The sequence below is a fragment of the Streptomyces sp. CRN 30 genome, from assembly GCF_034105845.1.
Genome location: NZ_JAVRHI010000275.1, coordinates 1 through 22,578 on the forward strand (window position 1 = coordinate 1; position 22,578 = coordinate 22,578).

At 74.3% G+C, this 22,578-nt stretch carries 19 protein-coding genes and 1 pseudogene; 10 read left to right on the forward strand and 10 right to left on the reverse strand.

Annotated features, from left to right (window positions below; translation table 11 throughout):
* Positions 1-314, reverse strand: a pseudogene (locus UW392_RS29185) (hypothetical protein); the annotation flags it as partial.
* 135 nt (positions 315-449) lie between these two features.
* On the opposite strand from UW392_RS29185, the gene UW392_RS29190 reads away from it, so the two are divergent.
* Positions 450-3,416 (forward strand): helicase C-terminal domain-containing protein, encoded by a 2,967-nt coding sequence (locus UW392_RS29190; protein WP_320778130.1) that lies wholly within the window; start codon positions 450-452, stop codon positions 3,414-3,416.
* Between the two features lie 450 nt (positions 3,417-3,866).
* Positions 3,867-4,130: a hypothetical protein gene (locus UW392_RS29195; RefSeq protein WP_320778131.1), complete on the forward strand. Its 264-nt coding sequence runs from the start codon at positions 3,867-3,869 to the stop codon at positions 4,128-4,130.
* On the opposite strand, the gene istB is transcribed toward UW392_RS29195, so the two are convergent.
* Positions 4,108-5,358, reverse strand: coding sequence for an IS21-like element helper ATPase IstB (istB, locus tag UW392_RS29200; protein WP_320778148.1), 1,251 nt, complete (start codon positions 5,356-5,358; stop codon positions 4,108-4,110). The two genes, UW392_RS29195 and istB, sit on opposite strands and share 23 nt — an antisense overlap.
* A gap of 249 nt (positions 5,359-5,607) precedes the next feature.
* On the opposite strand from istB, the gene UW392_RS29205 reads away from it, so the two are divergent.
* Positions 5,608-7,254, forward strand: a complete 1,647-nt coding sequence (locus tag UW392_RS29205) for a DNA repair helicase XPB (protein WP_320778132.1) — start codon at positions 5,608-5,610, stop codon at positions 7,252-7,254.
* A gap of 28 nt (positions 7,255-7,282) precedes the next feature.
* Here the strand turns inward: UW392_RS29205 and UW392_RS29210 are convergent, their stop codons facing one another.
* The gene (locus UW392_RS29210) at positions 7,283-7,456 is read right to left on the reverse strand and encodes a hypothetical protein (protein WP_320778133.1); all 174 of its coding nucleotides are present in this window, start codon (positions 7,454-7,456) and stop codon (positions 7,283-7,285) included.
* A 315-nt stretch (positions 7,457-7,771) separates the two neighbouring features.
* Between UW392_RS29210 and UW392_RS29215 the strand changes: the two genes are divergently transcribed.
* The gene (locus UW392_RS29215) at positions 7,772-9,817 is read left to right on the forward strand and encodes an AAA family ATPase (protein ID WP_320778134.1); all 2,046 of its coding nucleotides are present in this window, start codon (positions 7,772-7,774) and stop codon (positions 9,815-9,817) included.
* Between the two features lie 10 nt (positions 9,818-9,827).
* Here UW392_RS29215 and UW392_RS29220 read toward each other — a convergent pair whose 3' ends face one another.
* Positions 9,828-10,517, reverse strand: a complete 690-nt coding sequence (locus tag UW392_RS29220) for a copper homeostasis protein CutC (RefSeq protein WP_320778135.1) — start codon at positions 10,515-10,517, stop codon at positions 9,828-9,830.
* Between the two features lie 116 nt (positions 10,518-10,633).
* Entirely contained in the window at positions 10,634-11,311 is a 678-nt protein-coding gene (locus UW392_RS29225) for a maleylpyruvate isomerase family mycothiol-dependent enzyme (protein WP_320778136.1), read from the reverse strand.
* Positions 11,312-11,419: 108 nt separating this feature from the next.
* Between UW392_RS29225 and UW392_RS29230 the strand changes: the two genes are divergently transcribed.
* Together UW392_RS29230 and UW392_RS29235 are read left to right on the forward strand one after the other, a co-directional pair.
* On the forward strand, positions 11,420-12,118 hold the full coding sequence (locus UW392_RS29230; RefSeq protein WP_320778137.1) for a hypothetical protein: 699 nt from the start codon (positions 11,420-11,422) through the stop codon (positions 12,116-12,118).
* Positions 12,119-12,128: 10 nt separating this feature from the next.
* The gene (locus UW392_RS29235) at positions 12,129-13,199 is read left to right on the forward strand and encodes a GNAT family N-acetyltransferase (RefSeq protein ID WP_320778138.1); all 1,071 of its coding nucleotides are present in this window, start codon (positions 12,129-12,131) and stop codon (positions 13,197-13,199) included.
* On the opposite strand, the gene UW392_RS29240 is transcribed toward UW392_RS29235, so the two are convergent.
* Both UW392_RS29240 and UW392_RS29245 read right to left on the reverse strand, forming a co-directional pair.
* Entirely contained in the window at positions 13,181-13,459 is a 279-nt protein-coding gene (locus tag UW392_RS29240; RefSeq protein WP_320778139.1) for a DUF4031 domain-containing protein, read from the reverse strand. The two genes, UW392_RS29235 and UW392_RS29240, sit on opposite strands and share 19 nt — an antisense overlap.
* Positions 13,460-13,472: 13 nt before the next feature.
* A complete protein-coding gene (locus tag UW392_RS29245) occupies positions 13,473-13,856 on the reverse strand; it encodes a hypothetical protein (RefSeq protein ID WP_320778140.1) in 384 nt (127 codons plus the stop codon).
* A 54-nt stretch (positions 13,857-13,910) separates the two neighbouring features.
* Between UW392_RS29245 and UW392_RS29250 the strand changes: the two genes are divergently transcribed.
* The 4 genes from UW392_RS29250 to UW392_RS29265 all read left to right on the forward strand — a co-directional run bounded on the left by UW392_RS29250 (position 13,911) and on the right by UW392_RS29265 (position 17,902).
* Entirely contained in the window at positions 13,911-14,834 is a 924-nt protein-coding gene (locus tag UW392_RS29250; RefSeq protein ID WP_414496712.1) for a MurR/RpiR family transcriptional regulator, read from the forward strand.
* A gap of 135 nt (positions 14,835-14,969) precedes the next feature.
* Entirely contained in the window at positions 14,970-15,908 is a 939-nt protein-coding gene (murQ, locus tag UW392_RS29255) for an N-acetylmuramic acid 6-phosphate etherase (RefSeq protein ID WP_320778142.1), read from the forward strand.
* 16 nt (positions 15,909-15,924) lie between these two features.
* Entirely contained in the window at positions 15,925-17,391 is a 1,467-nt protein-coding gene (locus tag UW392_RS29260; RefSeq protein WP_320778143.1) for a PTS transporter subunit EIIC, read from the forward strand.
* Positions 17,339-17,902, forward strand: a complete 564-nt coding sequence (locus UW392_RS29265) for a hypothetical protein (RefSeq protein WP_320778144.1) — start codon at positions 17,339-17,341, stop codon at positions 17,900-17,902. The genes UW392_RS29260 and UW392_RS29265 overlap by 53 nt, the downstream gene beginning before the upstream one ends.
* On the opposite strand, the gene UW392_RS29270 is transcribed toward UW392_RS29265, so the two are convergent.
* The 3 genes from UW392_RS29270 to groL form a co-directional block, all read right to left on the reverse strand.
* Positions 17,899-19,431 (reverse strand): carboxylesterase/lipase family protein, encoded by a 1,533-nt coding sequence (locus tag UW392_RS29270; RefSeq protein ID WP_320778145.1) that lies wholly within the window; start codon positions 19,429-19,431, stop codon positions 17,899-17,901. The genes UW392_RS29265 and UW392_RS29270 overlap by 4 nt on opposite strands.
* Before the next feature lie 98 nt (positions 19,432-19,529).
* Complete coding sequence (locus UW392_RS29275; RefSeq protein WP_320778146.1) at positions 19,530-20,660, reverse strand: NADH:flavin oxidoreductase; 1,131 nt, start codon at positions 20,658-20,660, stop codon at positions 19,530-19,532.
* Between the two features lie 228 nt (positions 20,661-20,888).
* Positions 20,889-22,514, reverse strand: coding sequence for a chaperonin GroEL (gene groL, locus UW392_RS29280; RefSeq protein ID WP_320778147.1), 1,626 nt, complete (start codon positions 22,512-22,514; stop codon positions 20,889-20,891).
* Between the last annotated feature and the right edge of the window lie 64 nt (positions 22,515-22,578).

The window sequence follows — 22,578 nt, forward strand, 5'->3', positions numbered from 1 at the left end:
AGCCGCTTCGGGCGCTCCGCCTCCGGGGTCGCGCCGTCCGGCTGGAGCGGGACGGCGGGCGGCGGTTCCCAGGCCGCGGCCCGGGTGTCGCCGCCGGCGGCCTCGACCACGTCGTCCGGGCTGCCGAGCCGGTCCAGGATGCGGCGGACCGCGGCGGGCGAGTCGACGACGGTCCTGGAGCGCCGCTTGTCGATCTCGTTGCGCAGGTCGGCGACGAGACGCATCCGGGTGGCCGACGGCAGCTGACGCTGCTGGGCCACGTCGCCGACGCGGCTCAGATACTCGAAGACGACCTGGTCGCTCTCGATGCCCATGCCCACGAACCCCTCCGGGGCGGTGCGTTGGTGATGCCCCGTCGCACGACCGTACCGCCTGTGGCCGTCGGCGATCGCCCTCCGGCCGTGGTCGAACGCGTCGCCGCCCGGGACCGACCCGCTACCGTGGGGCGGATGAGCACCGAGGAGAAGCCCGCGGCCCCCCGGTCCCTCGCGGAGGCCCTTCGCGGCAGGGACGACGACTCCCTGGCCGCCCTCCTGCGCAGCCGCCCCGACCTCGTCACTCCCGTCCCCACCGACCTCACCCAGCTCGCCACCCGCGCCGGTACCCGGGCCTCGGTGGTCCGGGCCCTGGAGCGGCTCGACCGGTTCGCGCTGCAGACGGCGGAGGCGCTGGCCGTGGCGGGTGACCCGGCGACCTACGAGGAGCTGCTCGGGCTGCTCGCCGGGGACGACGGCGACGCGGACGTGACCGCCGCCCTGCCGCGGGCGCTGGCCGGTCTGCGCGCGCAGGCGCTGGTGTGGGGCGGCGACGACCGGCTGCGGCTGGTACGCACGGCCCGCGAGCTGCTCGCGCCCTCCGCGCAGCACCCCTCGCCGACAGGGCTCGGGCCGACGGTGCGGGAGGCGACCTCGGGGATGTCGCCGGGGCGCGTCCAGGAGATCCTCGCGACCGCCGGGCTTCCCTCGACCCACGATCCGGTGTCGGCCGTCGACGCGTTGACCGGACTCTTCACCGACCGGACGCGGATGGCCGCGCTGCTCGCCGGTGCGCCGCGCGAGTCCCGTGAGGTGCTGGACCGGCTCGTGTGGGGACCGCCGTACGGGCAGGTCACCCACGACCCGGCGGCCCATCTGCGCTGGCTCCTGGAGCGCGGGCTGCTGCTGCCGACCGCCGCGGGCACGGTCGTCCTGCCCCGGGAGGTCGCCCTGCACCTGCGGGGCGGGCGCGCGCACCGGAGGGCCGAGCCGGTGCCGCCGCCCGTGGAGGCCGCGGCCGTCCACCGTCCCGAGGTGGTGGACGCCACCGCCGCCGGGCAGGCGCAGGCGGCCCTCGGGGTGATCGAGGAGCTGCTGAAGGACTGGGACGAGGGCGGTCCGGCCGTGCTGCGGGCCGGCGGGCTGAGCGTCCGCGACCTGAAGCGGACGGCGGTCGCCCTGGACGTCGCCGAGCCGGTCGCCGCGTTCTGGGTCGAACTGGCCTACGCGGCCGGGCTGATCGCCTCCGACGGCGAGGCGGACGAGCGGTACGCGGCGACCCCCGCGTACGACGAGTGGCGTGAGCGGCCCCCGGCGGAGCGGTGGGCGCGGCTCGCCGAGGCGTGGCTGCTCGCGACCCGGACCAGCGGCCTGGTCGGCTCGCGCGACCCGAAGGACCGCGCGCTGTCGGCGCTGGGCGCGGGCCTGGACCGGTCGGCGGCACCGGAGGTACGCCACCGGGTGCTGGCGCTGCTCGCGCGGCTGCCGGAGGGGTCCGCGCCGGCGGCGGACGCGGTCCTCGACCGGCTGCGCTGGGAGCGTCCGCTGCGCGGCCCGCGCCGGGAGGAGCGGGCCGGCCAGGAGAGCGACCTCCGCTCCCGGCTGGCCCACTGGACCCTGGACGAGGCGGAACTGCTGGGCATCACCGGCCGCGGCGCCCTAGCGGCCCCGGCACGGGCCCTGATCGGCGCATCGGCGGCGGGGCAACGGGGGGAGGGCGGCGACGGCCGCCCCGGTTCTGGTTCTTCCGGTTCCGGTTCCGGGGCCGATTCCGGTTCCGGCCTTGGGGCCGATTCCGGTTCCGGCCTCGGGGCCGGTTCTGGTTCCGGGGCCGATTCCGGTTCTGGTTCCGGGGCCGGTTCTGGCCTCGGTTCCGGTTCCGGTACTGTCTCTGGCTTCGGTACTGGTCCCGGTCCCGGTACTGGCTCCGGTCCCGGTACTGGCCCCGGTTCCGGTCCCCGTTCCGGTTTCGGTCCCGGGGACGAGCTGCCCAGCCCCGGGGACAAACTGCCCGGCCCCGGGCACGAGCTGCCCGGTCCCGGGGACAAACTGCCCGGTCCCGGGGACAAGCTGCCCGTCCACCACCGGACGCCGCCCGGCCACGAGCCGCTGCCGCCCGCCCCGGAGCCCTCGGCACACGCCCCCGAGCCGCTGTCGCCCGTCTCCGAGCCCTCGGCGTACGCCCTCGCGCCGCTGTCGCCCGCCGAGCAGGCCGTCGCCACCGCGGCCGCCGCTCGGGTGCTGGCGCCGCTGCTGCCCGAGCCGCTGGACCACGTGCTGCTCCAGGCCGACCTGACGGCGGTGGCGCCGGGGCCGCTGCGGCGGCCGCTCGCCGAGCTGCTGGACGTCCTCGCGGACGTCGAGTCCAAGGGCGGGGCGACCGTGTACCGGTTCACGCCCGGCTCGGTACGCCGTGCCCTGGACTCCGGGCAGAGCGCCGCCGAGCTGCACGCCTTCCTGGCCCGGTACTCCCGTACGCCGGTGCCGCAGCCGCTGACGTACCTGATCGACGACGTGGCCCGGCGGCACGGACGGCTGCGGGTCGGCGCGGCCTCGGCGTACGTGCGCTGCGACGACGACGCCACACTGGACGAGATCCTCGCCGACAAGCGGGCCGCGGGGCTCGGGCTGCGCCGCCTCGCGCCGACCGTGCTCGCCGCGCAGGCCGACCCGGCCGGGCTGCTGGAGGGCTTGCGCGCGATGGGCTTCGCGCCGGCCGCCGAGTCGGCGGGCGGCGATGTGCTGATCGCCCGCGCCGACGCCCGCCGGACCCCGCCGCGCACGGCGCCGGAACCGGTACCGGACGGCCCGCCCGTCCCGGACGACGCCCTGCTGACGGCGGCGATCCGCGCGATCCGGGCCGGTGACCTGGCCGCCACCGCGCCGCGCAAGCCGGGCGCGGGCGCCTCCCCGGCCGCCGGTGAGCTGCCGCGCACGTCCGCCGCCGAGACCCTCGCCACGATGCAGGCCGCCGTGCTGACCGGCGAGACGCTGTGGATCGGCTACGTGAACGCCGAGGGCGCCGCCAGCCAGCGGGTGGTCGCCCCGGTGCGGGTCGAGGGCGGTTTCGTGACGGCGTACGACCACACCGCGGACGAGGTCCGCACCTTCGCGCTGCACCGGATCACGGGCGTCGCGGAACTCGCGGACGACACGGGCTGACCGGGCGCCGCTCCAGGGGCCGCGACACCCGTCGCCCCGCGGCTTTACGCCGCCGCCCCGCGCGTCCCGCCGTCTCCCGCGCTTTCGGGTGTACGCGGCGGTTCATGCACGCCACGCCGGGGCTTTCCCACCCCCGAGGGAGCTTTCTTCATGTGGCGCATCCGGCCGAGGGCTCCCGGGCAGCCACCGGGTGTCCTGCTCCGATGCGAAGCCGGAGCGCGAACGTAGCGAAGGGAACCACCCGATGCGTGCCGTACGTCGTGTCGCCGCCGTCCTGACCACCACCGCCGCACTGCTGGGGGCGTTCGCCGCCGAGGCCGCCGCGATCGGCATCGACCTCGGCGGCGGCCTCACCCTCTGACGCGTTCCGTCCCCCTGTTCCGGGCCGGCCCCACCCCCCGGGGGCCGGCCCTCCTCCGCACGTGTCCCCCCGAAGAATGGGAACTCACCATGCCGCTGCCCACGAGAACGAGACCGGCCCGTGCCGTCTCCGCCCGTTCCGCCTCCGCCCGCGCGGTCTCCGCCCGTGCCGCCGTCGCCGTCTCCCTCGCCGCCCTGATCTCCACCACCGCGCTGATCGCCGTACTCGTGCCGGAGGCCGCCGCGCTGCCGCTGCCGCTGCCCGGGACGGGCGTCGAGACCCTCGCGGGCGGCGAGCTGATCACCGTGGAGGGGCCGCTGCTGAACAACGTCACCCTGCCCACGCTGAAGTAGCGCGGCGGGTGCGGTAGCTGTCGCCCTCCAGCCGGACGGTCTCGGCGTGGTGGCCCAGGCGGTCCACCAGCGCCGGGACGGACGGACCGCTGAAGACCTCGTCCCAGCGGTCGGCCGGCCGGTCCGCGGTGACGATCAGCGAGCCGCGTTCGTACCGGTGGGCCACGAGCCGGAAGAACAGGGCCGTGGCGGCCTCGTCGAACGGGGTGTAGCCGACCTCGTCGACGATCAGCAGCGGACAGGAGTCCAGGGCGGTGAGTTCCTCGGTGAGCCGGCCGGCCGCGCGGGCCGCGTCGAGGCGGGCGGCCCACTCGCCGGCCGTCGCGAACAGCACCCGGTGCCCGGCCTGGCAGGCGCGCAGCCCGAGCCCGACGGCCAGGTGCGTCTTGCCGGTGCCGGGCGGGCCGGTGAAGACCACGTTGCGCCGGGCGGCGACGAAGTCCGCCTTGCCGAGCCGCGCCACGGTCTCCCGGTCGAAGCCCAGGGGGTGGCTCTCGTCGAACTCCTCCAGCTGCTTGCGGACCGGGAACCCGGCGTCCCGGATGCGCTCCTCGGCCCCGGCCGTCACCTCGACCGGGTCCGCGTCCGCCGCCTGCCGCTGCGCCGGGAAGGCGACGGGAACCCGTACGGCGGCGGGGTCGGGCACCGGCTGCTCGGCGGCGGCGACGGCGACGGGGCCCGCGGCGGGAGCGGCGGCCGGGGCGGCGGTCCGCTCGGGACCGTGCGGACGCTCACCGCGCCGCGCCATCGGCCCGGACATGTACGCGAGGATCGCCGCCGAGAAGATGAACGCCATGTGGATCACCGTGCCCCACAGCAGCGCGTGCCGGGAGGTGTGGTGGACGTCCACGAACATCTGGAGGAGGTGGACCGAGGAGATGCCCACGATGGCGGTGGCCAGCTTGACCTTGAGCACGTTGGAGTTGACGTGCGAGAGCCACTCCGGCTGGTCGCGGTGGCCCTGGAGGCCGATGCGGGAGACGAAGGTCTCGTAGCCGCCGACGATGACCATGATCAGCAGGTTAGCGATCATGACGACGTCGACCAGTTTGAGCACCGCGAGCATGACGTAGGTCTCACTGGCCCGGCCGCTCACGCAACGCAGGATTAAGGTCCACAGCTCGTTGAAGAACTTGTAGACGTACACACCCTGGGCGGCCACCAGGCCGAAGTACAACGGAGCCTGCAACCAGCGGGTGGCGAACAGGGCGTAACCGAGCGTGGGCATCGGGGAGTTCTGCACGGGGGGCACGCTGGCTCATTGTCCGGGGCCGCCGTGGGAAAGCCCCGGTCGGACCACGCGTTGGGATGAAAAGACATCCAGTAGGACAGGGACGGGGCAGGGACGGGGCAGGTCGAGGGCAGGGCGGTGCCGGGACGGGGACCGGCTGCCGCGAACCCGTGGTCACGCCCCCGCGATCAGGCACACTGGACGTTTGGCCGAGCCCTCCCGGCCGTACGCGAAAGGGTGCCGCCCGTGAATGGTCCGCTGATCGTCCAGTCCGACAAGACGCTGCTCCTGGAGATCGACCACGAGCTGGCCGGTGACTGCCGCCGGTCCATCGCCGCCTTCGCCGAGCTGGAGCGCGCGCCGGAGCACATCCACACCTACCGGGTGACCCCGCTCGGCCTGTGGAACGCGCGCGCCGCCGGGCACGACGCCGAGCAGGTCGTGGACGCGCTGGTGCAGTACAGCCGCTACCCCGTGCCGCACGCGCTGCTCGTCGACATCGCCGAGACGATGGACCGCTACGGGCGCCTCACGCTGAGCAAGCACCCGGCGCACGGCCTGGTGCTGACCACCACCGACCGGCCGGTCCTTGAGGAGATCCTGAAGTCGAAGCGGATCGCGCCGCTGGTCGGCGCCCGGATCGACCCGGACACCGTGGCCGTGCACCCCTCCGAGCGCGGGCAGATCAAGCAGACGCTGCTGAAGCTGGGCTGGCCGGCCGAGGACCTCGCCGGGTACGTCGACGGCGAGGCGCACCCGATCGAGCTGGCCGAGGACGGGTGGGCGCTCCGCCCGTACCAGAAGCAGGCGGTGGAGAACTTCTGGCACGGCGGCAGCGGTGTCGTCGTCCTGCCGTGCGGCGCCGGGAAGACGCTGGTCGGGGCCGGTGCGATGGCCGAGGCCAAGTCGACGACGCTGATCCTCGTCACCAACACCGTCTCGGCCCGGCAGTGGAAGCACGAGCTGGTGAAGCGGACGTCGCTGACCGAGGACGAGATCGGTGAGTACAGCGGGACGCGGAAGGAGATCCGGCCGGTCACCATCGCCACCTACCAGGTGCTGACGACCCGGCGGAAGGGCGTCTACCCGCACCTGGAGCTGTTCGACTCCCGGGACTGGGGGCTGATCGTCTACGACGAGGTGCACCTGCTGCCCGCGCCGGTCTTCAAGTTCACCGCCGACCTCCAGGCCCGCAGACGCCTCGGCCTGACCGCGACCCTGGTGCGCGAGGACGGCCGCGAGTCGGACGTGTTCTCGCTCATCGGGCCGAAGCGGTTCGACGCGCCGTGGAAGGAGATCGAGGCGCAGGGGTACATCGCGCCCGCCGACTGCGTGGAGGTCCGGGTCAATCTGACCGAGTCGGAGCGGCTCGCGTACGCCACCGCCGAGACGGAGGAGAAGTACCGGTTCTGCGCCACGACGGCCACCAAGCGGAAGGTGACCGAGGCGATCGTGCGGCGCTTCGCCGGGCAGCAGATCCTCGTCATCGGGCAGTACATCGACCAGCTCGACGAGCTGGGCGAGCACCTGGGCGCACCGGTGATCAAGGGCGAGACGACCAACGCGCAGCGGGAGAAGCTCTTCGAGGCGTTCCGGCAGGGCGAGATCAACGTGCTGGTGGTGTCGAAGGTCGCGAACTTCTCCATCGACCTGCCGGAGGCGACGGTCGCGGTGCAGGTGTCGGGGACGTTCGGGTCGCGGCAGGAGGAGGCGCAGCGGCTCGGGCGGGTGCTGCGGCCGAAGGCCGACGGCCACCAGGCGCACTTCTACTCGGTGGTCGCCCGCGACACCCTCGACCAGGACTTCGCCGCGCACCGGCAGCGGTTCCTGGCGGAGCAGGGGTACGCCTACCGGATCATGGACGCGGACGAGCTGCTGGCGGAGGGCGCCTGACGCTCACGCGGGACCGGGCGGCGGGTGCTCACCGGTGCCGGCGGACGCCCGCCGTCTCGTCGTACTCACCGAGGACGACGACCTCGAAGGCGGCGCCCGCGAAGACCTTCACGGCACGCAGGGTGTGGACGAGACGGCGCGGGCGGGCGCCGGCCGCGGCGCGGACCGGTGCCGGTACGGGGGTGACGGTTGCTGCGCTCATGTCCTCCATGGTGCGATTCGGCCCGTAGCCGCGTCATCGCCCTGTGGGCCGAGTCCGCCGCCCCCGTCCGTCGCCCTGAGGGCCGAGTCCGCCGCCCCGCGGGTCCTCCTGCGGACGGACCCGTTCCCCTCAGGGGGGAGGACGATCCCCTAGGGGGCGCGCGGGAGTGCGGGCAGGGTAAACCGTTGGCCGGCGCAACCCGCCTCGCCTAGACTCTCCGCTCTTCCCGCCTCCCGTACGGAGCGCCGCCGACCGGACGGAAACCGGCCGGTATTCGCAGTCGCCACCCTTTCAGGTCCCTCCGGAGGCACCCCCTTGTCCACGCCCGTCCACGACGACCCCCTGTCGCGAGAGCGCTCCCACCTCGCCGCCTCCCGTTCCGCGCTGCGCGCCATGCGCATCGACGCCGAGTCCCTGGACATCAGCGACGTCACCGCGAACTGGGTCAACGCCGCCGTCCTGGAGCGGCAGATCGAGGACCGCGTCAAGGCCCTGGCCGATCTCAGCGACACCCCGCTGTTCTTCGGCCGGCTCGACTACCTGCACGCGCCGGGGGCGGACCAGGCGGAGGGTGCTGAGGGCGAGCGCTTCTATATCGGGCGGCGGCATGTCCACGACGCCGACGGGGACCCGATGGTGATCGACTGGCGCGCGCCGGTGTCGCAGCCGTTCTACCAGGCGTCCAAGAAGGACCCGAAGGACGTCGAGCTGCGCCGCCGCTTCGGGTACACCGGCGGCGACATCACCGCCTACGAGGACGAGCGGCTGAGCGACCCCGCCGAGACGGCCGCCACCAGCAGCCTCCTCCAGCGGGAGATCGAACGCCCCCGCGTCGGCCCGATGCGGGACATCGTGGCGACCATCCAGCCCGAGCAGGACGAGATCGTGCGCGCCGGGCTCTCCGGCTCGGTCTGTGTGCAGGGCGGCCCCGGCACCGGGAAGACCGCCGTCGGCCTGCACCGGGTGGCGTACCTGCTGTACGCGCACCGCGAGCGGCTCGCCCGCACCGGCACCCTCGTCATCGGCCCGAACCGGTCCTTCCTGCACTACATCGAGCAGGTGCTGCCGGCCCTCGGCGAGCTGGCCGTGCGGCAGGCCACGGTCGACGACCTGGTGGCGCATGTGGAGGTGCGCGGTACCGACGAGGCGGCGACGGCGGTGGTCAAGGGCGATGCCCGGATGGCCGAGGTGCTGCGCCGGGCCCTGTACTCCCACGTCGCCGCGGTGACCGAGCCGGTCGTCGTGGTGCGAGGCTCCCGCCGCTGGCGGGTACCGGTGTACGAACTGCAGGACCTGGTACAGGAGTTGCTGGACCGGGACATCCGGTACGGGGCGGCCCGCGAGGCGCTGCCGCAGCGGATCGCGCACGCGGTGCTGGTGCAGATGGAGCGGGCGGGCGAGGCGCCGGACGACCGGGTGCAGAACACGGTGGCGCGCAACGCCGCGGTGAAGGCGTGCGTGAAGGAGGTCTGGCCCGCCGTCGACCCGGCCAGGCTCGTGCTGCGGCTGCTGTCGGACGCGGAGTTCCTCGCGGCGCACGCCGACGGGCTGCTCACGGCGGAGGAGCAGAAGGCCGTGCTGTGGACGAAGCCGGCCCGGTCGGTACGGACCGCCAAGTGGTCGGCGGCGGACGCGGTGCTGATCGACGAGGCGACCGACCTGGTCGAGCGGACGCACTCCCTCGGGCACGTCGTCCTGGACGAGGCGCAGGACCTCTCCCCCATGCAGTACCGGGCGGTGGGCCGGCGCTGCACCACCGGCTCCGCAACCGTCCTCGGCGACCTGGCGCAGGGCACCACGCCGTGGGCCACCCGCAGCTGGCGGGAGGCCCTGTCCCACCTGGGCAAGGACGCGGCGGTGGTGGAGGAGCTGACCGCCGGCTTCCGCGTGCCGACGGACGTCATCGCGTACGCCTCGCGCCTGCTGCCGCACATCGCGCCGGGGCTCACGCCGGTAGCGTCCATCCGGGAGAACCCCGGCTTCTTCGAGATCCGCGCGTCCAGGGACGGCACGGCGGACGTGGTGGCGGCCTGCCGGGAGCTGCTGGAACGGGAGGGCTCGACCGGCCTGATCGCCGCCGACGCGCGCGTCCCGGAACTGGCGGAGGCGCTGACGGCGGCGGGCATCGGCCACCTCTCCCCCGGCGAGGAGACCACCGCCGAGACCCGGCTGACCCTGGTCCCGGCCTCGCTGGCCAAGGGCCTGGAGTACGACTACGTGGTCCTGGACGAGCCCCGCGCGGTGGTCGACGGCGAACCGGACGAGCGGACCGGCCTGCGCCGCCTGTACGTGTGCCTGACCCGAGCGGTGTCGGGCCTGGTCGTCACGCACGCGACGGCACTGCCGGAGCAGTTGGCCTAGGCCCTGTCGCTCAGGTCCCGAGCACCCGCCGCCACTCGCCGACCGCGTCCGCCGACACCGGTCCGGCCCACCCCCGGGGGCGGGCCGCGCCGCCGATGTGGAAGCCGTCGACGCCTCCGTCGAGCAGGGCGGGTACATGGTCGAGGCGCAGGCCGCCGCCGACGAGGAGCTGCTGCTCGTAGCCGGGTTCGCCCTGTCGCGCGGCCTCGGCGAGGAGGACCGGCAGGCCGGCGTCGACACCGGCGGCCGAGCCGGCCGTCAGGTAGGTGTCCAGACCGGGGAAGTCCGCGAGCCGCTTGCGCAGGGCGCCCCGGTCGGCGGCGTTGTCGACGGCCCGGTGGAACGTCCACCGGCAGCCGTGCAGCACCACCGCGAGCCGCTCGACCGCGTCCAGGTCGACGTCCCCGTCCGCGTCGAGGAACCCCAGCACGAACTGGTCGGCGCCCGCCTCCCGCAGCTCGGCCGCGGTCCGCACCAGCGCGGTCACGTCCCCCGCGGCGAACCCGTCCGCGAGCCGCAGCATCACCCGTACGTCGATGTCGACGGCGGCACGGATCGCGGTGACGGTCGCGGCCGACGGGGTGAGCCCGTCGGCCGCCATGTCGGTGACGAGTTCGAGGCGGTCCGCGCCTCCGGCCTGTGCGGCGACGGCGTCCTCGACGTCGAGGGCGATCACCTCCAGGACTGCACGCTTGCTCATGGGGCCCCTCTTCGTCGGCGGCTGCGGCCTGCTGCGGGTGGTACAGGTCTAGTCCAATCACAGCCTACGCGCCGGAGGGCCGCCCCGCCGCAGGGACCGGCCCGCGCCGGTCCGGCTCAGCCGAAGATGTCCAGTTCCCGCTCCTCGACCCCGGCCAGTTCGTACGCCGCGCCGCCAGCCGGACGCCCCGCGTACAGCCGTACGAGGGTGGCGGCGTCGCCGATGAACCGCCCCGGCGGACGCTCCCCGCTCACCTCCCCCAGCTTCAGCGGCTCGTCCACGTCGTCGAGGTCGGCGTGGAGCGGGACGTGGCCGAGGGCGCGGGTGACCGAGGCGAGCAGCGCCAGCGCGTCCGGCAGCGAGCGCCCGGCGTACGCGCCCGGCTCACCGAGGGCCTCACGGACGTCCCCGGCGTGCACCCACTCGCCGAGTGCGAGGGTGTCCAGCACGCCGCCCGCCGCCGCGATCACCGGCCCGGCGCCGGTCAGCCCGCGCTCCAGCTCGTCGACGATCTCGGCAGCGCTCCACCCGGCCCGCTCGGCGATGTCCCGGTCGTTGGACGCGGGCGAGAAGACGCCCTTCTCGAAACGGTTCTCGACCACCCTCAGCAGCGCGGACGAACAGTGCGCCAGCACGTCCCGCACGGTCCAGCCCGGACACGCCGGCACCGCCCGCGCGAAGTCCTCTTCCGCCCTGGACCGCAGCAGCGGCACCAGGTCGTCCCGCTCGGTGGTCAGCAGCCGTCCGGGCAGCTCGGGGTCGCGTACGTCGCGCACATCGGCAGGAGTCGTCATGGGGGCCACGCTAGGGGCGCGGGCCCGCCCGCGGGAGAAGGCCCGGGTGAGAAGGGGGCCGGGCGAGAACGGGGCCGGGCGAGAATGGGATCGGGTGAGAATGGGCTCATGGCCGATCTCGACGCCCTCCGCTCGCGCTGGGTGCGCACCCTGCTCGCGTCGCGCGAGGACGCCTGCTTCCCCGACCCGTACCGGTACGCCGACGCGCTGCTGCGCCTCTGGTCCGAGCCGCAGCGCCGCTACCACACCGTGGAGCACCTCACCGCGGTCCTCGACCACGTCGACACGCTCCGCGAGTACGCCGCCGATCCCGACGTGGTCCGGCTGGCGGCCTGGTTCCACGACGCCGTGTACCTGCCGGAGCGGTCCACCAACGAGGAGCGGTCGGCGCGGCTGGCCGAACGGGCGCTCCCGGAGGCCGGGGTGGACCCGGAGCGGACCGCCGAGGTGGCGCGGCTCGTGCGGCTCACCGTCACGCACGATCCGGCCGACGGCGACCGCGACGGAGAGGTGCTCTGCGACGCGGACCTCGCGATCCTCGCCGCGCCGCCCGCCGCGTACGCCGCCTACACCGCCGCCGTACGCCAGGAGTACCACTTCGTGCCGGACGCCGGCTTCCGGTCCGGACGCGCCGCGGTCCTGCGGCAACTGCTCGGCCTGCCACGGCTGTTCCGCACCCCGTACGGGCGGCGCGAGTGGGAGGCGGCCGCCCGCGCCAACCTCAGCGCCGAGCTGGCCGAGCTGACCCGGCCGGCCGGGCCGGCCCAGCCGGAAAACACGTCGCCGGGCGCGCCCCCGGCCCCGTAACCTCCGCGCCATGCGGGAATCGGGCGGGGACCAGGTACAGGCAGCGGTCGCGGGCGCCGTCGCGGCGCTGCGCACGGCGACGGACCAGGACTGGTCCGCGACCCGGGCGGGCGGCCTCGACTGGAACGTGCGGGAGACGGCGGCACACGTCGCCGGGTGCCTCGTCGCCTACGCCGGACAGCTCGCCGTGCGGGCCACCGACTCCTACGTCCCCTTCGACCACGGCCTGGAGGAGGGCACGGACAACGACGGCACCCTGCGGGTCGTCGAGGCGATGGGCGCGCTGCTCGCCGCCGCCGTCCGCGCCGCGCCGCGCGACGCCCGCGGCTACCACCCGTACCCCCACCGGAGCGCGGACCGCGAGGGCTTCGCCGCGATGGGCATCACCGAGGCGGTGCTGCACACGTACGACATGGCCGGGGGGCTCGGCGTGGCGTACGCGCCGTCCGCCGGGATCTGCTCGTACGTCCTCACCCGGATCTTTCCCCACGTGCGGCCGGGCGCCGACCCCTGGGAGACGCTGCTGTGGGCCACCGGCCGCGGCGACCTGCCGGGGCGGCCCCGGGTGACCGCGTGGAAGTGGTGCAACAACCTGGTGCTGACCACCGAGCGGCTCACCCTCGAAGGCGTCACCCCCGCCGTCGCCGGCGACCTCTCCCTGGGTGGCGACGGCGGCCACGCCTGGCTCGGCGGCGGCCCCGTCGACGGCACCCGCGAGGGCGCCGGGATGGTCGCGAAGGCGTACGAGGCGGGGGTGCTCCGCCCGGAGTGGGGGATGTACACGCTGGTCCGCCGCACGGACGACCTGGCGGTCGGCGCCATGGGCTGGCACGGGCCGCCGGACGAGGACGGCCGCGTCGAGATCGGCTACGACCTCGTCGAACCGGCCCGCGGCCACGGGTACGCGACCGAGGCACTGCGCGCGCTGTCCGCCTGGGCGCTGGCCCGCGAGGACGTCACCGCCGTGTTCGCGCGCACCGAACCCGGCAACACACCCTCGCGGCGGGTCCTCGAACGCGCCGGTTTCGTCCGGGTCCGCACGGACGACGAGGAGTGGCTCGCCTACGAACTGCGGGGCTGATCCCGGCGTTTGCGGCGGCGCAGGCCCGCCGCGTGCAGCAGCCGCACCACCTCGCGGCTGCCGACCTCCACCGCACCGGCCCGCACGGCGTCCGCGTACCGCTGCGCGGGCAGATCGTAGTGGTCGCGGTCGAAGGCCCGGCGGGGGACATCGAGGCCGCGCGCGAAGGCGTGCAGCTCGTCGTAGGAGACGTCGCTGACCAGGTGCGACCAGAGGCGGCCGTGGCCCGGCCAGGTGGGCGGGTCTATGTAGACGGTCACGGGGCGGCGACGCTCACGAGGCGGCACCGCCGCCGATGGCCGCGCCCAGCGAGCCCACGGGCGCGACCCGCACCCCGGCCTCGCTGCACACCCAGTGCGGGTCGGCCCCCAGCTCCGGGTCGACGTCCAGGGCGTGCGGGTCGCCGGAGCCGCACACCGGGCACAGCGGCCACCGCCCGTACCGCTCCAGGAGCGCGTCCTGCACGTCCTGCGCGACCAGCCCGGCGACGAAGGGCGCGCCGTCCGGCCACTGCTCCACCCACCACCGCCGCTGGACGACGGACTCCTCGACCAGCGACACCACGTCGGCCTCGGCGACCTCACCGGCGACGAGATCGGCGAGGACGCGGGCGCGCGCGGAGTGCAACGCCTGTTCAAGGGGGCTGATGGGGTCCATGCCTCCATTGTGCGCGCTCTTGACCCGCACCCGGAACGAAAATACCTTCCAGAGGTGACCGAGGGAGTGAAGGAAACTTTCGCACCGCCGCCCGCGCCGCAGCCCGCCGCCCTCGTGGCCAAGGTGCGCACCCTGGCGCCGTCGATGACCCGGTCCATGCAGCGGGTCGCCGAGGCCGTCGCGCACGACCCGGCGGGCTGTGCCGCGCTCACCGTCACCGGTCTCGCGGAGCTGACCGGCACCAGCGAGGCGACCGTCGTGCGCACCGCCCGGCTGCTCGGCTACCCCGGCTACCGTGATCTGCGGCTCGCCCTCGCCGGGCTCGCCGCCCAGCAGCAGTCCGGGCGCGCGCCCGCCCTCACCACGGACATCGCGGTCGACGACCCCCTCGCCGACGTCGTCGCGAAACTCGCCTACGACGAGCAGCAGACCCTCGCCGACACGGCGGCCGGTCTCGACACCGGGCAGCTCGGCGCGGCGGTCACCGCACTCGCGGGCGCGCGGCGTACGGACGTGTACGGCATCGGGGCGTCGGGGCTGGTCGCCCAGGACCTCACGCAGAAGCTGCTGCGGATCGGGCTGATAGCCCACGCCCACAGCGATCCGCACCTCGCCGTCACCAACGCGGTGCAGTTGCGCGCCGGGGACGTCGCCGTCGCCGTCACCCACTCCGGGTCGACGGGCGACGTCATCGAGCCGTTGCGCGTCGCCTTCGAACGCGGTGCCACGACGATCGCCGTGACGGGGCGTCCCGACGGGCCGGTGACGCAGTACGCCGATCATGTGCTGACCACGTCCACGGCCCGGGAGAGCGAGTTGCGGCCCGCGGCCATGTCCTCCCGGACGGGGCAGTTGCTGGTGGTGGACTGTCTGTTCGTGGGGGTGGCGCAGCGGACGTACGCGGTGGCGGGGCCGGCGCTGTCCTCCTCCTACGAGGCATTGGTCCACCGGCATGGGGCGCGTCGCAGCAGGGCTTGACCGTGCGTGAGCGGCCGGCGGGCCGTCGTGGCTCGTCGCGCCCACGCGGCGGAGCCGCATATCGATACAGTCCCGCGCCCCCAGGTAAGTCGTCCCTCCCCGCGTCGAGAACGAACCGGAAAGAGCCGTCACGCCATGACCTCCACCCCCCACCGCCCCGACGACCTCCGCTCCCAGCTCGGGGCCCTCTCCACCGAAGCCTTCCGGGCGGATCTCGCCGAGATCGACCGGCTCCCCACCCTCGACATCGCCCGGATCATGAACGGCGAGGACGGGCGGGTCGCCGCCGCCGTCGCGGCGCGGCTCCCCGAGATCGCCGCCGTCATCGACGCCGTAGCCGAGCGGATGGGGCGGGGCGGGCGGCTCGTGTACGCCGGGGCCGGGACCGCCGGGCGGCTCGGGGTGCTGGACGCCTCCGAGTCCCCGCCGACCTTCAACACCGCGCCCGGCCAGGTCGTCGGGCTGATCGCGGGCGGCCCCGGTGCCATGGTCTCCTCCGTGGAGGGGGCCGAGGACTCCGCCGAGCTGGCCCGCGCCGATCTCGACGCGCTCGGGCTGGTGGCGGAGGACACGGTGATCGGGATCTCCGCGTCGGGCCGCACCCCGTACGCCGTCGGGGCCGTCGAGCACGCCCGTGCGCTCGGCGCGCTGACCGTGGGGCTCGCGGGCAACGAGGGCAGTGCGCTGGGCGACGCGGCCGAGCACCGCGTCGAGGTCGTCACCGGGCCGGAGCTGATCACCGGCTCCACCCGGCTGAAGGCGGGCACGGCGCAGAAGCTGGTGCTCAACATGGTCTCGACGATCACGATGATCCGGCTGGGCAAGACGTACGGGAACCTGATGGTCGACGTGCGGGCCTCCAACGAGAAGCTGCGCGCCCGGTCGCGGCGGATCGTCGCCCTCGCCACGGGGGCCGGGGACGACGAGATCGAGCGGGCCCTGGACGCCGCCGGGGGCGAGGTCAAGCACGCCGTGCTGATCCTGCTGGCCGGGGTGGACGGCCCGACGGCCGCCCGCCTTCTGGAGGACTCCGGCGGCCGGCTGCGTGCCGCGCTGGCGGCGACGGGCGAGTGAGCCGCAGGCTCGGGGCGTGCACAACGAGCCCCGAGCCACCGCCGCCGCCCTGCTCCCCCTGGTCGGCGGCCCCGCCAACGTCGTCTCCCTCGCCCACTGCGTCACCCGGCTGCGGCTCGTCCTGGCCGACCGGACAGCCGTACGCGACGCCGAGCTGCGAGCCCTGCCCGGGGTGCTGGGCGTGGTGGAGGACGGGCCGTCGTACCAGGTGGTGCTGGGGCCGGGGGCGGTCGGGCGGGTGACGGAGGCGTTCGAGGAGCTGCTGGACGCCGGGCGGGGTGACAGCGCCGAGCAGCTCGCCCGGCGCGGCGCGGAGCTGAGGGCGCGGCACAAGGAACGCAACGCCACCCCGGTGAAGACGGCCCTGCGCCGGGTCGCGGACATCTTCGTCCCGCTGATCCCCGCGCTGATCGGCTGCGGCATCCTCGCGGGCGTCGCCGGGCTGCTGCGCACCCTGGAGCTGCTGCCCGGCCTGACCCCGGCGCTCACCGCGCTCTCCGCCGCGTTCATGGCGCTGATCGCGGTGTTCGTCGGGTACAACACCGCCAAGGTGTTCGGCGGCACCCCGGTGCTGGGCGGCGCGGTCGCCGCCGTCGTCGTCCATCCCGGCGTGGCGGAGGTGACGGCGTTCGGCACGCCGCTCGCCCCCGGCCAGGGCGGGGTGCTCGGCGCGCTCGCGGCGGCGGCCCTCGGCTGTTGCGTGGAGAAGTGGTGCCGCGCCCGGCTCCCCGGCACCCTCGACGTGCTGCTCACCCCGACCCTGACCGTCCTGGTCGCCGGACTCGCCACGCTCTACGTCCTGATGTACGCGGCCGGCGAGGTCGCGACGGCCGTCGGCACGGCGGCGACCTGGCTGCTGGAGACGACGGGCGCGCTGGCCGGCCTGCTCCTCGGCGGGCTCTTCCTCCCCCTCGTGATGCTCGGTCTGCACCAGGCGCTGATCCCGCTGCACACCACCCTCATCGAACAGCAGGGCCACACCGTCCTGCTGCCGCTGCTGGCCATGGCGGGCGCGGGCCAGGTCGGCGCGGCGCTCGCGGTGTACGTCCGGCTGCGCCACGACACGTCGCTGCGTACGACGATCAGGTCCGCGCTCCCCGCCGGCCTGCTCGGCGTCGGCGAACCCCTGATCTACGGCGTCTCCCTCCCCCTCGGCCGGCCCTTCGTCACGGCGTGCGTCGGCGGGGCGGCGGGCGGCGCGTTCGTCGGGCTGTTCGCGATGCTCAGCACCGAGGTCGGGTCGACGGCGATCGGCCCGTCCGGCTGGGCGCTCTTCCCGCTGCTCGCCGGGGACGCCGGTCCGGCGTGGACGGCGGGGGTGTACGGGGGCGGGCTGCTGACGGGGTACGTGGTCGGTTTCGCGGTGACGTACGTCTTCGGCGGGCTGCGCCGGGCGGACCCGGTCGGTGCCGTGTGCGACTCTGGAGGACATGAACCACGCCCAGCTGACCGCCCTGGGCCGCGCCCTGCGTCTCCTCGGTGAGCACGGGGACGCCCTGGGCGCCGACACCCCCGACGCCAAGCTGCACGAGATCCGGGAAGACCTGCGCCGCGCCGTGGAGCGGCTGGACGAGAGCGTCTCGACGGCGGCCCCCAGCACCCGCTGCCGCGAGCACCCAGGCGGCCCGGTCGACGAGGCCGCCCCCGATCTGTGCCTGCTGTGCGAGACCCGCCGCCGGTCGGCGCGGCGCGCGGAGTACGGCGGCGGCCCGGCCCCGCAGCAGCCCGCCGAACCGGCCCCGTCCCGGTACGGAGTGCGCGGCGACCGCCCCCAGCCCCAGCAGCGCTGGCTGCCGGAGGCGTGGAACGGCCAGGCGTGGCAGCTGTGCGGCACGCCGCGCCGCGACCGCCGCGAGGCCGAGCTGTACCTCGCGGCGCAGCGCCGTGGCCCCCGCCCCGCGTCGGCCTACCGGCTCGTCCACGAGTTCACCGACTACGAGGTGCTGCGGACCTGGGGCGTCCCGATGCGGGTCGATCCCGAGCCGATGTCCTAGGAGTCTGATCGGAGCAGGGGCAGGGCGGTGAGTTCCTGGTCCTTCCAGAGCCGCCGGGTCGTCTCCTCCGGGTAGGGGACGACGGCGGGCTCGGCGTCCAGGACCTGGACGAGCCGCTGTTCGAAGTCGTACGCCGCCCAGCCCGGGTCGCCGGTGCGCGCGAACCCCGTCCAGGACGCCCGCATGTACGTGGAGAGCGCCAGCGTCTCCTCGTCGGGTTCCGTCCCGGCGAAGAGCAGGGCGCCCAGGTCGGCGTGGTAGGTGTCGAAGAGCAGCGGCAGGTCGAGGGCGTGGCAGGCGCCGAGGCCGCCGCCGTTGCCGGGGGCGGGCCAGGTCAGTTCGTAGGCGTGGGCCCGGCCGCCGCCCGCGAGGTGCGCCTCGGCCAGCCGCATCGTGGGTACGGCGAACAGCCAGTCCGTCTGCACCTTCTCGTACAGCTCGCCGGGGCCCGCGGCCGGGAACGCGGCCCGGTAGGCGGCCTCCCCGTCGGGCCCGGGGGCGTACATCCGCAGCGCGGCCGTCGCCCGGTCCTCGCCGATCCGGCCGTGCTGTCCGGCCATGGCGGTGAAGAGCCGGAACTCGTCGCGGTTGTGGCCGACGAGCAGGTCCACGTCGGCCGAGGCGCCCGCGGCCAGCGCCCGCCACGGCAGCTCCGGCAGCAGTTCGCCGTCGATCACCGGCGAGTACGGCGTCACCGTGGGCGCGGCCTGCCCCCAGCGGTCGGTGTACCCGAGCATCTTCGCGGCGAGGGTCTGCCCGGCCGTGACCAGCTTCGTCGGGGCCACCTCCGACAGGTCGGCGACGGTGGGCGCGAGGCCCAGCTCGGCGGCGAGGGCGGTGCCGATGTCCCGGGCCAGTGCGTCGGAGAAGAACGTGCCCGGCACGCTCTGCAGGACCGCCCGCCGGAACAGCCCGGCCGCGCGCGGCATCGACAGCAGCGCCGCGATGGAACCGGCGCCCGCGGACTCGCCGAAGACGGTGACCCGGTCGGGGTCGCCGCCGAACGCCTCGATGTTCTGCTGCACCCAGACGAGCGCGGCGATCTGGTCGAGCAGGCCCCGGTTGGCGGGGGCGTCCTCGATCCGGGCGAACCCCTCCATGCCGACGCGGTAGTTGAAGGTGACGACGACGAGGTCGCCGTCGGCGGCGATGCGGCGGGCGTCGTAGCCGGGGCTGGAGCCGTGGCCCATCTTGTAGGCGCCGCCGTAGATCCACACCATGACCGGGCGGCGTGCGGCCGGGTCGGCGTCGGGGGTCCAGACGTTGGCGGTCAGCCAGTCGTCGCCCTCGGTCGCGGTGCGCTGCCCGGCGACCCCGAGGTCCTGCGGGGGCGGCGGGCCGAAGGCGTACGCCTCCCGGACGCCGTCCCAGGGGCGCCGCTGCCGCGGGGCGGCGAACCGGGCGTCGCCGACCGGGGGTTCGGCGTAGGGGACGCCGCGGAAGACGGCCAGGCCGTCCTCGCGGCGTCCGCGTACCGCACCGGCCGCGGTGCGCACCACCGGTCCGGGTGTCGTCTCGCTGTCCGTCATCGACCGCTCCTCACGGGTCGCCGCTGATCGTCCACGGGCCGGTGACCGTCGACCGGCCGGTGATCTCCCGGGACCCTACGCCGCGGCCGGACGGCGGTTCAGCTGAGGGTCTTCAGCGCGGCGGCGTCGTAGGGGGTCAGTTCGTCGAAGCGGCCGGTCAGGACCTTCTCGGCCCACCGCGGGTCGTGGAGCAGGGCGCGGCCGACGGCGACGAGGTCGAACTCGTCGCGCTCCATGCGGTCCAGGAGGTTGTCGATGTCGTGGACGCCGGAGCCCTCGCCGCGGAACGCCTTCTGGAAGACGCCGTCGAGGCCGACCGAGCCGACGGTGATGGTGGGCTTGCCGGTGAGCTTCTTGGTCCAGCCGGCCAGGTTGAGGTCGCTGCCCTCGTACTCCGGGCGCCAGTAGCGGCGGGTGGAGGCGTGGAAGGCGTCGACGCCGGCCTCCACGAGCGGGGCGAGGACCGACTCCAGCTCCTCGGGGGTCTCGCCGAGGCGGGCGTCGTAGAAGCCCTCCTTCCACTGCGAGTAGCGGAAGACGACGGGGAAGCCCGGGGAGACCTGGTCGCGTACGGCGGCCACGATCTCGGCGGCGAACCGCGCGCGGGAGACCGGGTCGCCGCCGTAGGCGTCGGTGCGGCGGTTGGTGCCGGCCCACAGGAACTGGTCGATGAGGTAGCCGTGGGCGCCGTGGATCTCCACGCCGTCGAAGCCGATCCGCTCGGCGTCGGCGGCGGCCCGCGCGAACGCGGCGATGACGTCGTCGATGTCCTGCTGGGTCATCGCCTTGCCGGTGACCTCGTCGGAGCCGACGCGGATGCCGGACGGGCCGATGGCGGGGGCCTCCGGGAACGGCGGGTCACCGGCGGTGCGGACCATGCCGATGTGCCAGATCTGCGGCATGATCGTGCCGCCCGCCGCGTGCACCGCCTCGACGACCTTCGCCCAGCCCGCGAGCGGCTCCTCGCCGTGGAACCGCGGCACCCGGTCGCTCAGCCCGGCGGAGGGGTGACCGACGTACGTCCCCTCCGTCACGATCAGTCCGACACCGGCGGCGGCGCGGCGGGCGTAGTACGACAGGACGTCCTCGCCCGGGACGCCGTCCGGCGAGAACATCCGGGTCATCGGCGCCATCGCGATGCGGTTCGGCACGGTCAGGCCGTTGATCGTGGTGGGGCGGGAGAGGATCTCGGCCGCGCGGGAGGCGGTGCCGGGGGCGGTGGCGGTCACGTGGGGGCTCCTCGGACTGTGTGAGGGGGATAGCACCGGTCGGTATGTGCACGCGCATACAACACGCGTCTCCCGCACAACCGGCTCCCCGCCGCCCCCATTCCGCCGCTCCGGCATCTGTGGCCCGGGTCACGCGCGTGTCCCCGGAAAAGCCCGAGGGCGGCACCCCCTGTCAGACAGGGGGTGCCGCCCTCGGTCACGCTACGGACGGATCCGATCCCAAAAGGATCAGAAGTCCATGTCACCGCCCGGCATGCCGCCCGGGGCGCCCGCCGCGGCGGCCTTCTCCGGCTTGTCGGCGATGACGGCCTCGGTGGTGAGGAACAGCGCGGCGATGGAGGCGGCGTTCTGCAGCGCGGAACGGGTCACCTTCGCCGGGTCGATGATGCCCTCGGCGATCATGTCCACGTACTCACCGGACGCGGCGTTGAGGCCGTGGCCGACGGTGAGGTTGCGGACCTTCTCCACCACGACGCCGCCTTCGAGACCACCGTTGACGGCGATCTGCTTCAGCGGGGCCTCCAGGGCGAGCTTCACGGCGTTGGCGCCGGTCGCCTCGTCACCGTCGAGCTCCAGCTTCTCGAAGACCTGGGAGGCCTGGAGCAGGGCCACGCCGCCACCGGCGACGATGCCCTCCTCGACGGCCGCCTTCGCGTTGCGGACGGCGTCCTCGATGCGGTGCTTGCGCTCCTTGAGCTCCACCTCGGTGGCGGCACCGGCCTTGATGACCGCGACGCCGCCGGCGAGCTTCGCCAGGCGCTCCTGCAGCTTCTCGCGGTCGTAGTCCGAGTCGCTGTTCTCGATCTCGGCGCGGATCTGGTTGACCCGGCCGGCGACCTGGTCGGCGGAGCCGGCACCGTCGACGATGGTGGTCTCGTCCTTGGTGATGACGACCTTGCGGGCCTTGCCCAGGAGGTCCAGGGAGGCGTTCTCCAGCTTGAGACCGACCTCCTCGGAGATGACCTCGCCACCGGTGAGGATGGCGATGTCGCCGAGCATGGCCTTGCGGCGGTCGCCGAAGCCCGGGGCCTTGACGGCCACGGACTTGAAGGTGCCGCGGATCTTGTTGACGACCAGCGTCGACAGGGCCTCGCCCTCGACGTCCTCGGCGATGATCAGCAGCGGCTTGCCGCCCTGCATGACCTTCTCCAGGAGCGGGAGCAGGTCCTTGACGTTGGAGATCTTGGAGTTGGCGATCAGGATGTACGGGTCGTCGAGGACGGCCTCCATACGCTCCATGTCGGTGGCGAAGTACGCCGAGATGTAGCCCTTGTCGAAGCGCATACCCTCGGTGAGCTCCAGCTCCAGACCGAAGGTCTGGGACTCCTCGACGGTGATGACGCCTTCCTTGCCGACCTTGTCCATGGCCTCGGCGATCAGCTCGCCGATCTGGGTGTCGGCGGCGGAGATGGAGGCCGTGGAAGCGATCTGCTCCTTGGTCTCGACATCCTTCGCCTGCTCCAGAAGGGCGGCGGAGACGGCCTCGACGGCCTTCTCGATACCGCGCTTCAGGGCCATCGGGTTGGCGCCGGCCGCGACGTTGCGCAGGCCTTCCTTGACCAGGGCCTGGGCGAGAACGGTCGCGGTGGTCGTACCGTCGCCGGCGACGTCGTCCGTCTTCTTGGCGACTTCCTTGACCAGCTCGGCGCCGATCTTCTCGTACGGGTCCTCGAGCTCGATCTCCTTGGCGATGGAGACACCATCGTTGGTGATCGTGGGCGCGCCCCACTTCTTCTCGAGGACGACGTTGCGGCCCTTGGGGCCGAGCGTCACCTTGACGGCGTCCGCGAGCTGGTTCATGCCGCGCTCGAGGCCGCGCCGCGCCTCCTCGTCGAACGCGATGATCTTGGCCATGTGAAGTGGTCCCTCCAGGACTGGGGGTGATTCCTTCGGACCGCGCCCGCGCCCGCGACGGACG

Bases quoted from the DNA above. Each gene is read 5' to 3' on its own strand.
- UW392_RS29190 (WP_320778130.1), top strand. From the start codon at position 450: ATGAGCACCGAGGAGAAGCCCGCGGCCCCCCGGTCCCTCGCGGAGGCC.
- UW392_RS29195 (WP_320778131.1), top strand. From the start codon at position 3,867: ATGCCGCTGCCCACGAGAACGAGACCGGCCCGTGCCGTCTCCGCCCGT.
- istB (WP_320778148.1), bottom strand. From the start codon at position 5,358: ATGCCCACGCTCGGTTACGCCCTGTTCGCCACCCGCTGGTTGCAGGCT.
- UW392_RS29210 (WP_320778133.1), bottom strand. From the start codon at position 7,456: ATGAGCGCAGCAACCGTCACCCCCGTACCGGCACCGGTCCGCGCCGCG.
- UW392_RS29220 (WP_320778135.1), bottom strand. From the start codon at position 10,517: ATGAGCAAGCGTGCAGTCCTGGAGGTGATCGCCCTCGACGTCGAGGAC.
- UW392_RS29225 (WP_320778136.1), bottom strand. From the start codon at position 11,311: ATGACGACTCCTGCCGATGTGCGCGACGTACGCGACCCCGAGCTGCCC.
- UW392_RS29230 (WP_320778137.1), top strand. From the start codon at position 11,420: ATGGCCGATCTCGACGCCCTCCGCTCGCGCTGGGTGCGCACCCTGCTC.
- UW392_RS29235 (WP_320778138.1), top strand. From the start codon at position 12,129: ATGCGGGAATCGGGCGGGGACCAGGTACAGGCAGCGGTCGCGGGCGCC.
- UW392_RS29245 (WP_320778140.1), bottom strand. From the start codon at position 13,856: ATGGACCCCATCAGCCCCCTTGAACAGGCGTTGCACTCCGCGCGCGCC.
- murQ (WP_320778142.1), top strand. From the start codon at position 14,970: ATGACCTCCACCCCCCACCGCCCCGACGACCTCCGCTCCCAGCTCGGG.
- UW392_RS29265 (WP_320778144.1), top strand. From the start codon at position 17,339: ATGAACCACGCCCAGCTGACCGCCCTGGGCCGCGCCCTGCGTCTCCTC.
- UW392_RS29270 (WP_320778145.1), bottom strand. From the start codon at position 19,431: ATGACGGACAGCGAGACGACACCCGGACCGGTGGTGCGCACCGCGGCC.
- groL (WP_320778147.1), bottom strand. From the start codon at position 22,514: ATGGCCAAGATCATCGCGTTCGACGAGGAGGCGCGGCGCGGCCTCGAG.